We start from the raw sequence: 12,446 nt of genomic DNA, 5'->3' as shown, positions 1-12,446 counted from the left end.
TCAGTTATTATTGAGGGAAACCGTAAAGTGAAATCAATTTATATTAATACATTTATTGTTTATATGAACAACATGATTTTATGGTATATGAATTGAATGGTTTGACGGAGGATGAGATAGCAATTGTAGAGAATAATTAAGGGTAAAAAATATGGAAGACATTAGACTTAGAGCAAATGGACAATACGAAATAAAGATTTTCCAAATTGATACTACACATAGGGATTTAATAGGTAAAACAAAACATCAAATAGTAAATACATTAGTTAAGCATCATAAAACAAGGATAGAAGAAACAGAAGTTGTTAATGATGAATTAGTGCCTAATGTTATAGATGGTGTTCACTATTATACATACGTCTATAATGAAAAAGAAAAAAAAGCACATTGGGATAACTTCTTACCTCCTTCTTTATTAGAAGGTCTTGATTTTACAGTAGTTCGATTATCCTTTGTGTTGTTTGCTTGTGTAGAAGATAAAATATTTGCAGTTATTGGTGGAGGTGGTACTATGGTAATTAAATCATTCCAAAATTATCGTTTCGGTTTAGAATTTTATGAATATCTAACTACACTTGATGAAGAAATTATATCACTAACTACAAGGGGGATTTCAGGTACTTTAACACAAAGTAATAGAATATTTAAAGAAGGCCAAAGGCTTAGTGATGTATTAAACTTTGTTAATATACCCTCTAGTATTAATCTTATTTTAAATGATGAAATAAAAGATACTTACTTTGATTTTATAGATTTTGGAAATAAAAATGTTCAGTTAGAAATAACATCTTACTTCCATATAAAACACAGCATATCATTTAAAGAGTTACATCAATTATTTCTGAGGATTAATGAAATAATGACAACACAAAAAAGGAGAGCATTAACATCGTTTGAAGAAATAAAAGAACGAGGTCTTACAGATGATGAGTTTGTGAAAATATTGATGATAGAACTTAGAGAGGATATGCTTAATAGGTTCTCAGTTGCAAGAGGTACTAGTCCTCGAAAGTCTGATATAGATTTTGTACATCCTTCTAAGCTAAAGCAATTTTATGAATGTGATAGATTTGAAATAAAAAAGAAAGGTCAACGCAAAGATTTTACTATTGTAAATGATCGTAATAAAATATATAAAGCAGGTTTAGAATTTGTATTTAATCAACTAGACTTAAACGCCACACAACAAGATTTTAATAAAATTATGTGGAGATTACGGGTTGATGGTTTTAAAGGGAATAGTAAAAAGCGTTATGTATGGGCAAACTTTTGGCACTATGTTACGTGTGAACTACAATATGAAAACAGACCTATCTTTCATATAGATTCTAAATGGTATTCAGTAAAAGATGACTTTAGGGATTCTATGAATCGTTTATGCAGTCAAATGATTAATAGACATCATTCTAAACTTGATATTCTATTTTATCCTTGGATAGGTGGTTCTGAAGATTCATATAACTCAAAATACAGAGATGAAAATGGATATTTGGTTTTCGACAAAGCACTGGGTCAAAATATAGAATTGTGCGATATAATGTTTGAGAATGATGATACCATATATTTTATTCATATTAAAACAGGTTTTGATGCTAAAATCAGAGATTTAAGTAACCAAGTAGTAATATCTGCTAATAGGTTTATGATTTCTCGAAATTCTGGTGATAATTCATTTGTTAATGATGTGGTAGATAGTTATAATAGTAGAGCTGACAATAACGGTTACGAAATAACAGATAAAGATGCTTTTTTACAAAAGTTCGCAACTGGTGGTAAAGAAATAGTATTTGTAATGGCTTTTAAATCAGATACGCAAAGAGTGCCTGTAATAAGAAATAATTTAGATAAATTAGAATCTAATATTGCTAAGTTCTCATTAATACAATGCGTAAGAGAAATGAGTACTTTTAATTATCCAATTGAAATAATTGAAATAAAAAATTCATAAATTGACAAATAAGCAAATACAATCTTTCATAAATAAGTTAAATGCAAACACATATCATAAAACAATTTTTAAACATCAAATAAGTAAAGATGTAGATTTTGCTAAAGTGTGGGAGTCTCAAAAGACAAAAGACATACTTCCATTTCGCTTTTTCTTTATTAAAAATAAATCTAATTATGTTGGTGCTGTTTTAGTTATGTCTCGCGATTTACATTGGTATATAACTCCAGAGCATAGAGGTAAAGGTTATCTTTCAATAGCATTAAAAAACACCATACTACCTTATATTTTTGATGTATTAGAAAGAGAAGAACAATATATTACTATTACAGCATCTCAAATAGGTGAAGTGTATTTTAGTAGTTCTTGTAAGGTGGCTTTAAATGTAGGTTTTAAAAAAGTAGATACAAATAATTACTTAATTAATGCAGAAGATGTCTCTATGCCTTTTATTAGTATTGATACAGTATATAAAGGTTTAGAAGATTCTAAAATAGAATTAATAAAAACAGAGTTAAGTGCTATTGCAAAAAGAATTAACCAAATAGATACTCAATTAGAAAATGCTTTTGGTTATGATATAAGAGATTATACAAATACTACTTTAAGTGATATAAGTAGTAAGCTAGCATCTCATAAATTTATACTTGAAGATATAGTTCAGGATTTTAAAGAAGCAAAAAACAATATCAAATAATAAACAACTCATAATTCAGTTAATATAATAAGGGATGATGGTACAAATATTGTGTAATACATACAAAGTAATACTTAAGTGTGTACTATATAAATACTATTTTGTACATTTGTAACCTACTAAGTATTATATACTAAAGTAAAAAGAGTTTTGAAAACAAAAGTAAACATAGCTAATATTTCTCCTAAACATGTGTTTTGGGATATGGATATAAGTCAATTATCTACTAAACAAGATAAAGCACTTATTATTCCTAGAATGCTTATGGCTACAACTAAAGAAACTTTTTCTAAAGACATTGCAGTTATAGAAAGCGCTTATAATACGAACGAAATTTATACAGTTTTAAAAAACACTAAAGAGCGTATTAGTAATAATGTATGTCGTATGGTAGCAACACGTTACAATAAACCTACATTTTTACGTTATAAGTTCTAGTTAATGAGTGCAGTAACTCCAGTACTCTTACAAACCATAAAACAATTACAAGCACTACCAAGTTTATCTCAATTTGCATTAGCAGGTGGTACAAATTTAGCCTTTCGTTTTAATCATAGACAATCTCAAGATATAGATTTATTTTGCCCAGAAATAGTAGGTGTCAAGCATTTTGAAACTATAGAAGAAGAAGTTAAAAGCTTTTTTGGTGAAACGAATATTACAGGCTTAGAATATCCTTTTGATAAAGAAAGCAATCAGCACACATACCTAAGGTTTTGGGTAACTAAAACATGTGGTGCAATTATTAAAGTAGAAATCATTCAAAATATGAAAATGATGGATGCTATAGAGGTTGTGGATGAGGTAAGGTTAGTAACCACTAAAGATATTGGGCTATTTAAACTAATAAGTGGTTCTAGTCGTGCAGCTAAAAAAGATATTTACGATTTAGATTTTATTACTGAAAAAATAAATATTATAGATTTATTTGAAGCTTTAAAAGTTAAAAAACAAACGTTTAATAAAGTCGAACATCAAAATGTTTTTGATTTGGACGAAGAAGAATGTCCTACTCTAAATCCTAGTTTATTATTAAAATTTGATGGTAACGTAAGTCAAAACAGAATTAAACCAATGCATTCTAACGATACTATTTTAATTGTTAAAGGCGGTAAAAGTTGGGTAAGAGTAAGAACAAGTTGGAGAATGAAAGTACGTCGTTTATTTATTCATTTAGGTATAGAAGACAAGTAGTCAATTCTGCATAAAGCAAAACAGGTTCGACTATTTTATGTTTATTGGTATAATTTTTCAATTAATATTTTTATCTACCATCAACAGCAACACCTAATGTTATTTCTAACTTAAAAAGGTGTCTAAATGCATCTGCAATTTGTACTTTTGTAATTCAATTAAAACGATACAAATGAGTCAAGACGTTAGAGCTTTAGAGCCAAAAGCATTATGGAATAAATTCGCAGATTTAAACGCAGTACCAAGACCTTCAAAAAAGGAGGAGCGCGTGATTAAATTCATGAAAGACTTTGGTACCAATTTAGGTTTAGAAGTTATAGAAGATGAGGTTGGAAATGTGATTATCAAAAAACCAGCAACTGCAGGTATGGAAGATCGTGTGACTATTGTCATGCAATCGCATTTAGATATGGTACACCAAAAAAATGCAGATACCGATTTTGATTTTGACACACAAGGGATCCAAATGGTAGTGGAAGGTGACTGGGTAAAAGCAAAAGGAACAACGCTTGGTGCAGATAACGGATTAGGAGTGGCGACCATTATGGCACTTTTAGAAAGTACAGATATACCACATCCAGCAATTGAGGCCTTGTTTACAATTGATGAAGAAACAGGTATGACAGGTGCAATGGGATTAAAAGGTGGTTTGTTAACTGGCGGAATCTTATTAAACTTAGATACAGAAGAGGATGATGAGATTGGTGTTGGTTGTGCAGGAGGTATTGATGTTACAGCAACAAGAACTTACGAGCAAGAAGAAACACCTGAATTTAAAACAGGATTTGAAGTAAAAGTAAAAGGCTTACAAGGTGGACATTCAGGTATGCAAATACATGAAGGTTTAGGTAATGCTAATAAAATAATGAACCGTTTATTATTTGATGGTTTTGAAAACTTTGGTTTACGTATTTCGGAAATTGATGGTGGAAGTTTACGTAACGCTATTCCAAGAGAAAGTAGAGCAGTAGTTGCAATAGACACTGTACACGAAGCTGCTTTTATCAGCGAAATGGAGGAGTTAGGTAATAGCATTAAAACCGAACTTAAAACTATGGAACCAGATTTAGTGATTGAAGTCTCTAAAACAGAAACTCCAGAACTAATGATGGATCTTGGTGTTCAAGAAGGATTAACACGTGCTATTTACGCTGCTTTAAACGGTGTGTTCCGTATGAGTGCAGATATTCCAGAATTGGTAGAAACATCTAATAATATTGCACGAGTAATTGTTAAGGATGGTCACGTAAAAATAGGGTGTTTAACACGTAGCTCTGTAGAAAGTAGTAAAATGGACTTAGCAAACACGTTACGTTCAGCATTTGAGCTTACAGGTTGTGAGGTTGAGCTGTCAGGAGATTATCCAGGATGGACACCAAACATGGATAGCGCTATATTAAAAGTGTTAGATAATTTATACCAAAAGTTAAATGGCGAAAAAGCACATATTGCTGCTTGTCACGCTGGTTTAGAATGTGGTATTTTAGGGCAAAACTATCCAGATATGGAAATGATTAGTTTTGGACCAAACATAAAAGGCGCACATAGTCCTGATGAGCGTGCACAAATATCGTCTGCTCAAAAATACTGGAACTTTGTATTAGAGATCTTAAAAGAGATTCCTAAAAAATAATCTTTTTAAGTAGTATTATATAAAATAGAAAAAGCACAATCTTAGGATTGTGCTTTTTTATGTGATTTATTGATGTTTGTTTGACGTGATTAGTTGCGTGATTTAAGCAACTAATTTAGCAAATAAAACACAGATAGAATATTCCGAAGGAATGTTCGTAAGTCGGCAGTGACCTAGCAATTAATTATACAAGGTGTTGTGCAACGTTTTTTATTTAGTTTTAAATTCTATAATATCCTTTTCTATTTGTTCCGAAAATCCAAAATATTCTTTTTGAACAATTCCGTTTTTATCTACCAAAAAATACCTTGGCCAACTGTTAACACTAAAGGTCTTTTTTAATTCGTCGTTTCCAACTAAATTTTGAAACGTTGTACCTTTCTTTTTTATCAACTTGATCGCATTTTCTTGGTCTTCCGAAACTATGCCGATTACGTTTAATTCGGATGTGAATTTGTTTTTTAAGTTTTCCACTTTAGGAAATGATGCAATACAAGGTCCGCACCAGACTTCCCAAAAGTCTATCAAAGTCAATTTGTCGTTATTAACCTTTACGATTTTATTTTTGTCAAATAAATCAGGTAGTTCAAGTAAAGGAAGTTTTTTCGCAAGTAATTTATTTGGCTTACTTTTTTCAGGCTGTATAATTGTGTAATTCTGAAAATCTTGTTTCAAATCCCTTATAGAATGTGTAACATTTTTGTTGATTTTAACATTGCTAAAATTTGCTATTGAAAATGATTTGTTTCCAAGAAATTTTGATGATTGTTTAATTTCAATCGGGAAAAAGTTTGATTTATTAAGTTCATAAACTTTAGTTCTGTCTGATACGTTATAAACTGTATCATTTTCAAATTCAAAAGATATCAAATAAGAATTATCGGTCTCAGACACAGATACTTTTTTGTATATTGAATCAAGCTTGAAAACATTTTTATAAACCATTTGTCCACCTGGACTACCTAGAAAACCATAAGATTCGGACTCTACTTCATAACTTTTGGTAGGTTTGGAAATTGTAAATCCATTGCCTGTATCATAAATATACTCTTTATCAATATCATCTCTTTTACCATAAAATGAAATACCAAATATTTTATCATTTATGTCTCTTTCAATAATAGCGGTTCCAGTATTATACCAAGGATTGTCATCATTTTCAGATGAGTCAATTCTATGCATTTGATATTCTACAACGTTTATTTTGTCTGCATTGTCTTGAAATTTAGCAATGACGTAATTTGCATCGACTTTAGTTTCTTCTTTGCAACTAAAAAAAGTTACTATTATTAAAAGGGCGATAAAGGTTTTTTTCATTCGTTTTCGGTTTTTGGGAAATGTTGCACAACGTGTAGCGAATATGACTCCGTTTCAATGAATTATATTCGAAGTTAAACGAAGTTAGTTGAAAAAAATGAGAAAGTCAAATTGGCAATTAATGCTGTATCAAAATAAAGGTTATGATGAAGTTGATTAATACACAGACAAATAACGTCTGCTCAAAAATATTGGAACTTTATAATAGAGATATTAAAAGAGATTCCTAAAAAGTAATTTTTTTAAGTAGTATTATATAAAATAGAAAAAGCACAATCTTAGAATTGTGCTTTTTTATGTGATTTATTGATGTTTGTTTAACGTTTAGTATAAGGTTAGTGTGGGAGTTGATAATCGTAAGATTCTCGACCGAGCACTAAGCTTTTACTTATTTTGTGTTTTTAACTTAGTCGACCTAAAAATAGATGAATAAGTAGAAGTGACATAATAAAAAAACACAAACCTTTGGGTAAACTATAAAAACCCACATTAACTTTATGCGGTGTTGGGCTACGTTAGTTTTAGCCATTCGATAATATAATTTTCAATCTCTTCACAGCTGTTTTTAATGGACTCAAAATTATCTAACCCTATTCTTTCTTTTCCTCTAATCTCTACATGATGAAAAATATGTTCTCCTTTATAGCTTTCAGGATATCTTAATAATTGATAATAATTATCGACATTACTATTATTGCTATTAAAAAAATCAGAGAAACTATTTTCAGAGTTTAACACTTTGTCTAAAGAGTTTATTAACTCGGGAGTGAACTTAGTTCTGTTTTTTATTATTAATTCGTAATACGAAGTTAGTCCATGATTTTTCTTTTTTAAAGGAAACTGTTCAATTTCTTGTAGTAACCCTTTCATACAAAGTTCAAGTCCATGATAAAAATTAAATAAAACTGGAACTCCAATATTGAAATCATTCCATTTGGTTTTTTGGTAATATTTTTTGCGGAACTCTTCATCTGTCTCATCAGGATCATAAGGAGACATTATGAGACTTTTGTTTCCTTGTTTTTTCATTTCATTTATTGACTCTTTTGTTAAAGTCCAAAATTGATAAGAAAGTCCTAGGTAATTTGCTCGTCTCATTTTAGTTTTCTAATAAGTTGTTATATAATAAGCAGTATATTGCTATCAGATTCTTTTGTTTTTTACTACGTTCCTTATGTTGCCCAACGTGTAGCGAATATGATTCCGTTTCAATGAATTATATTCGAAGTTAAACGAAGTTAGTTGAAAAAAAGGACAAAGTCAAATTGGCAGTTAATACTGTATCAAAATAAAGGTTATGATAAAGTTGATTAATACACACAAATATCGTCTGCTGAAAAATATTGGAACTTTATAATAGAGATATTAAAAGAGATTTCTAAAAAGTAATTTTTTTAAGTAGTATTATATAAAATAGAAAAAGCACAATCTTAGGATTGTGCTTTTTTATGTGATTTATTGATGTTCGTTTAGCGGTTATGTATGAATAGTGCGGTTTTGTATGCGAGGATTTTCCGAAGGGAAATCAGAAGTAACAAAAGTGCACTGTTCTTTGTTTAAGCACTAATTTACGCATTATTTTTATGCGATGTTCTACGCAGTTTTTATTCAGTTATTCTTTTTTTTAAATCCATTCTTTCATGTAATATTCTCGTAATCTCAACATAATTTTCGTTTAAAGTTCTATAGAATATTATATGTCGATTTGATTTTATTCCTAAAAGTTGCTTTGAAATTCCTTCATAAGTCTTTCCTAAATCTGGATTTTCAGCAATTTCTACACAATTTGATATTAGTCCATCGTAATATTTATCTGCTTGTTTTTCCGACCATACCTCAAATGTATATTCCCAAATTTTAGATAAATCCGCAACAGCTTTGTTCGTTAGTTTATATTCAGCCATTCGAGCGCTTTTTCGCTTTTAGAGATTCAAGATGTTTTTTCGGGTCAAAATCGTGTGCTATTCCGCTATCTATTCCTTCTTGAATTGCTTTTTTCAATGCAATAACTTTATTTTCTTCTTCTTCTAAAAGTCTTAATCCTGCACGAATAACTTCGCTAACATTTTTAAATCTTCCTTCACTAATACTACTTTGTACGAATTGGTCAAAATAATTCCCGAGTGATATTGAGGTGTTTTTGTTCATTTTGATACTATTTATATCAAATATACCAAAAATTGGTATAAATGCAAAATTTCCCTCCAATTGCGTAGGACGTATAGCAAATCTGATTCCGTTTCAATAAATTATATTCGAAGTTAAACGAAGTTAGTTGAAAAAAAAGACAAAGTCAAATTAGCAATTAATGCTGTACCAAAATAAAGGTTAAGATAAAGTTGATTAATACGCATAAATATCGTCTGCTAAAAAATACTGGAACTTTGTATTAGAGCTATTAAAGGAGATTCCTAAAAAGTAATCTTTTTTAATAATATTCAATTTCGTACTTGTACTGTTCTTTATTTTGAGAAATATAGTCCAACGATTTTTTATCCGTCAACTTTTGTAAATTACTATAATCAAAAGTCAGTATTGTATCTCGAGAAGTTCCTTTGGTTTGATATGTGTATGATTTTTTTGAATAATCATAAAGTTCAATTACTGGGTTTTCTGCACGGTTGTTATAGCTTACACGTTTAATTTTACGGTTCATTTCGTCGTAAAAAGTTGTATCAATAAAAACCATAGCCTTTTCATAATTAGGCTTTTCAACTGGCATAAATTCCCAAGAGTAGGTTTTCGAGCTTTTAATTCGCTTTTGTCTTTTTATTTCTCTTATAAACCGGATTAATGAGTCAGACTCAAATTTAATTTCTTTTTCAATTCCGCTTTCTTTGTCAAATACAAATGTGGAGAAAGAACGAAGTATGCAAGTGTCTTTGGCAACAAAATATTCACAAAATAATTCAGAAATCCGTTGTTCGTTTTTGTATTCTAAAGTTCTAATTTTGTTTCTCAACGTTTTTGATCTTGAATCGTATTTTTCATAACGCACTTCACGAACTAAATTTCCAGATTTGTCAAATTCAGTCAGTCTGTTTTTTGTCAAACTATCTCCTGCCTTTTTGAATTCGATAATAGATTTTATGTTTTGAGAAAAACTCAAAAGAGAAGTTAGAAAGATCGATATGCAAATGAAGGTTTTTAGCATTGTTTAAAGTGTTAAGCGAATATGATTTATATAGATAATATCTAAAACTAGTTTAAAATTTTGACAAAATCAAACGGGTAGTCTCTTTTTTACCAAAATAAAGGTTAAGATAAAGTTGATTAATACGCATAAATATCGTCTGCTCAAAAATACTGGAACTTTGTATTAGAGCTATTAAAGGAGATTCCTAAAAAGTAATCTTTTTAAATGGTATTATATAAAATAGAAAAAGCACAATCTTAGGATTGTGCTTTTTTATTTAGTACTATTTTTGAGGTGTTTATGTGTGATTTAGTTGCACATTTCAGGCACTAAATTTAGTGAATAATCACAGATAGAAAGTCAGCAAGGACTTTTTTAAGTAGGTTAGAGTAGGTAATTAATTTAATACGGTGTTACTACCTATAGTTTATGCTGTATTCTATTCTGAATATAAACGATATGTGCCTCCTTTTTTGATGAATTCTTGATAAGTATAATCCTCATTTCCTAATCTTTTACGTTCATTTATGTAATCTTTCCAGAAATAAAATGGTTGACCGGAATATGTCGGGTCTTCCGTATCAGATTCACTATTAATTAATACAGTTAGTCTTAATTCTCTTAAGCCCTCCTCTTCCCACAAATGGTATCTCAACCTATAAAATTTGTTGTTTTCTTTGTCTTCCCATATAACAGCGTCATAATTTTTATTTTCTTTGTCATAATCACTTCTAAAATGTTTGAAACTTGGAGGTCCTATTTTTTCTTTTAATTGATTATAAACAATTTTAGGGTCTTCTTTTAGAGTATAATATGCTAATGTATAATCTGTGATAATATTCTTTTTATTATATCCAAATGATACATAATTTGAAAAAGATGAATCTCTGGTTTGATTCTGTAGCTCTATATTATTAATAGTTAATATTTTTTTAGAACTTGAGCTTCTGAATTTATTACCATCTATAACAAAATTGTTATCCTCTGTCTTTTCATTTATAATATCATCGATATTAGTTTCCCCAAGTTTTACTTCAGTTAAGTCAAAATTCGGTTTTCCTGTTTTTTCATTTGTAATATCATCGATATTAGTGGAGTCGAGTTTTACTTCAGCTAAGTCAAAATTTGGTTTTCCTGTTTTTGTATTTGTAATATCATCGATATTAGTAGAGTCGATTTGCGCATCTGTTAAGTCAAAATTTTGTTTACAAGAATTAATAAGTAAACAGATAAATAAGTACTTTATACTTTTTTGTAGTAATATAAAATCTGTCATTGCTAAGCTTTATTTTTTAATTATTAGTAACGTATAGCGAATATGATTCCGTTTTAATAAACCATAATCGAAGTTAAACGAAATTAGTTTAAATAAACGACAACGTCAAACAGGTAATTAATGCTTTCTTTTGTTTCATCGTCACATTCAAGTATAGACCCTAGCTGGAGTATTGTAATAACTGTAACCAAAGGATTAGTTAAAATTCACCGTCTTTAATTTAGCTTATTTTATATATTCGCTTTGAATTAAAGATTTTAGCTAAAGGGATGAGTAGTTTGTGTACTATTTACCCTCATTATTTGATTAAGGATGTATTTATGAGGTATTTATTAGGAGTGACTATTATTTGGGCGTTTTCGTTTAGTTTAATTGGTGTATACCTTTCTGGGGTTGTTGATGCATGGTTTTCTGTATTGATGCGTATAGGTATCGCTACACTGCTATTTTTACCTTTTTTAAGACTTAAGAAAATTAAAGCAGAAACAATTTTTAAACTGACTGCAATTGGTGCGGTGCAATTAGGTTTGATGTATTGTTTTTATTTTCAGTCGTTTAACTATCTGGCTGTGCCTGAAGTGTTACTTTTTAGTGTGTTTACACCCATTTACATTACGTTGTTAAATGATATTTTAAGCAAGCAATTTCATAAAGGCTATTTACTAACGGCTTTAATAGCTGTTTTAGGTGCTGCATATATTCAATATTCAAGTATTAGTGAAAATGTAGTTTTAGGTTTTTTGATCACTCAAGGTGCTAATTTATGCTTTGCTGTTGGTCAAGTGGCCTACAAGTATGTATTAAAATCTACACCTGAATTGAAAAACACACCAAAGCATACTATTTTTGGATTATTTTTTATTGGGGCGTTTATAGTGTCGCTGATTGCTTTTTTTATTTTTGGCTCAACCGAAAAGATGCCAACGACAACAATACAATGGAGCGTATTACTATACTTAGGCGCTGTGGCATCAGGTTTGGGTTATTTTTTTTGGAACCAAGGTGTTATTAGGGTAAATACAGGCGCGTTAGCAATTATGAACAATGCGTTGATTCCGTTAGGATTAATTGTCAACCTTCTTATATGGAATAAAGAGGCAGATATTAAGAAGATTTTAATTGGTGGTAGTCTTATTTTTGCTTCTCTTGCCATTAACCAATACCTAAATAAAAGAAACAAATATGTAAAGGAATAGTTCTAAGTGCTTGTTAATTATGAATATATAAGCCGATTACGATTGGTGA

Annotated in this window: 12 protein-coding genes; 6 read left to right on the top strand and 6 right to left on the bottom strand. The window is 29.8% G+C overall.

Annotation, left to right across the window (positions count from 1 at the left end; translation table 11 throughout):
- Nucleotides 1–151 precede the first annotated feature (151 nt).
- The 5 genes from H0I26_RS17695 to H0I26_RS17675 all read left to right on the top strand — a co-directional run bounded on the left by H0I26_RS17695 (nucleotide 152) and on the right by H0I26_RS17675 (nucleotide 5,472).
- The gene (locus H0I26_RS17695; RefSeq protein ID WP_218700223.1) at nucleotides 152–1,948 is read left to right on the top strand and encodes a DUF6119 family protein; all 1,797 of its coding nucleotides are present in this window, start codon (nucleotides 152–154) and stop codon (nucleotides 1,946–1,948) included.
- A gap of 1 nt (nucleotide 1,949) precedes the next feature.
- Nucleotides 1,950–2,645 (top strand): GNAT family N-acetyltransferase, encoded by a 696-nt coding sequence (locus tag H0I26_RS17690; protein WP_218700222.1) that lies wholly within the window; start codon nucleotides 1,950–1,952, stop codon nucleotides 2,643–2,645.
- A gap of 150 nt (nucleotides 2,646–2,795) precedes the next feature.
- Nucleotides 2,796–3,083 (top strand): DUF6922 domain-containing protein, encoded by a 288-nt coding sequence (locus tag H0I26_RS17685; protein ID WP_218700221.1) that lies wholly within the window; start codon nucleotides 2,796–2,798, stop codon nucleotides 3,081–3,083.
- Between the two features lie 3 nt (nucleotides 3,084–3,086).
- The gene (locus H0I26_RS17680) at nucleotides 3,087–3,839 is read left to right on the top strand and encodes a nucleotidyl transferase AbiEii/AbiGii toxin family protein (RefSeq protein WP_218700220.1); all 753 of its coding nucleotides are present in this window, start codon (nucleotides 3,087–3,089) and stop codon (nucleotides 3,837–3,839) included.
- A gap of 172 nt (nucleotides 3,840–4,011) precedes the next feature.
- Nucleotides 4,012–5,472 (top strand): aminoacyl-histidine dipeptidase, encoded by a 1,461-nt coding sequence (locus H0I26_RS17675; RefSeq protein ID WP_101019950.1) that lies wholly within the window; start codon nucleotides 4,012–4,014, stop codon nucleotides 5,470–5,472.
- 210 nt (nucleotides 5,473–5,682) lie between these two features.
- Here the strand turns inward: H0I26_RS17675 and H0I26_RS17670 are convergent, their stop codons facing one another.
- The 6 genes from H0I26_RS17670 to H0I26_RS17645 form a co-directional block, all read right to left on the bottom strand.
- Nucleotides 5,683–6,789: a TlpA family protein disulfide reductase gene (locus tag H0I26_RS17670; protein ID WP_218700219.1), complete on the bottom strand. Its 1,107-nt coding sequence runs from the start codon at nucleotides 6,787–6,789 to the stop codon at nucleotides 5,683–5,685.
- A gap of 510 nt (nucleotides 6,790–7,299) precedes the next feature.
- Entirely contained in the window at nucleotides 7,300–7,887 is a 588-nt protein-coding gene (locus tag H0I26_RS17665) for a hypothetical protein (protein ID WP_218700218.1), read from the bottom strand.
- A 506-nt stretch (nucleotides 7,888–8,393) separates the two neighbouring features.
- Nucleotides 8,394–8,693, bottom strand: coding sequence for a type II toxin-antitoxin system RelE/ParE family toxin (locus tag H0I26_RS17660; protein ID WP_218700217.1), 300 nt, complete (start codon nucleotides 8,691–8,693; stop codon nucleotides 8,394–8,396).
- Nucleotides 8,686–8,937 (bottom strand): type II toxin-antitoxin system ParD family antitoxin, encoded by a 252-nt coding sequence (locus H0I26_RS17655; RefSeq protein WP_218700216.1) that lies wholly within the window; start codon nucleotides 8,935–8,937, stop codon nucleotides 8,686–8,688. Before H0I26_RS17655 ends, H0I26_RS17660 begins: the two co-directional genes overlap by 8 nt.
- A 280-nt stretch (nucleotides 8,938–9,217) precedes the next feature.
- Nucleotides 9,218–9,898, bottom strand: coding sequence for a hypothetical protein (locus H0I26_RS17650; protein WP_218700215.1), 681 nt, complete (start codon nucleotides 9,896–9,898; stop codon nucleotides 9,218–9,220).
- A gap of 466 nt (nucleotides 9,899–10,364) precedes the next feature.
- Nucleotides 10,365–11,201, bottom strand: coding sequence for a hypothetical protein (locus H0I26_RS17645; RefSeq protein WP_218700214.1), 837 nt, complete (start codon nucleotides 11,199–11,201; stop codon nucleotides 10,365–10,367).
- Nucleotides 11,202–11,521: 320 nt separating this feature from the next.
- On the opposite strand from H0I26_RS17645, the gene H0I26_RS17640 reads away from it, so the two are divergent.
- On the top strand, nucleotides 11,522–12,397 hold the full coding sequence (locus H0I26_RS17640) for an EamA family transporter (protein ID WP_218700213.1): 876 nt from the start codon (nucleotides 11,522–11,524) through the stop codon (nucleotides 12,395–12,397).
- Nucleotides 12,398–12,446 lie beyond the last annotated feature (49 nt).

The sequence above is a fragment of the Olleya sp. HaHaR_3_96 genome (assembly GCF_019278545.1).
GTDB lineage: Bacteria > Bacteroidota > Bacteroidia > Flavobacteriales > Flavobacteriaceae > Olleya.
This window is presented reverse-complemented; position numbering and strand designations above follow the sequence as displayed.

Coding starts and splice junctions, on each gene's coding strand:
- H0I26_RS17655 (WP_218700216.1), bottom strand. CDS start 8,937: ATGAACAAAAACACCTCAATATCACTCGGGAATTATTTTGACCAATTC.
- H0I26_RS17680 (WP_218700220.1), top strand. CDS start 3,087: ATGAGTGCAGTAACTCCAGTACTCTTACAAACCATAAAACAATTACAA.
- H0I26_RS17695 (WP_218700223.1), top strand. CDS start 152: ATGGAAGACATTAGACTTAGAGCAAATGGACAATACGAAATAAAGATT.
- H0I26_RS17675 (WP_101019950.1), top strand. CDS start 4,012: ATGAGTCAAGACGTTAGAGCTTTAGAGCCAAAAGCATTATGGAATAAA.
- H0I26_RS17640 (WP_218700213.1), top strand. CDS start 11,522: ATGAGGTATTTATTAGGAGTGACTATTATTTGGGCGTTTTCGTTTAGT.
- H0I26_RS17670 (WP_218700219.1), bottom strand. CDS start 6,789: ATGAAAAAAACCTTTATCGCCCTTTTAATAATAGTAACTTTTTTTAGT.
- H0I26_RS17660 (WP_218700217.1), bottom strand. CDS start 8,693: ATGGCTGAATATAAACTAACGAACAAAGCTGTTGCGGATTTATCTAAA.
- H0I26_RS17665 (WP_218700218.1), bottom strand. CDS start 7,887: ATGAGACGAGCAAATTACCTAGGACTTTCTTATCAATTTTGGACTTTA.
- H0I26_RS17645 (WP_218700214.1), bottom strand. CDS start 11,201: ATGACAGATTTTATATTACTACAAAAAAGTATAAAGTACTTATTTATC.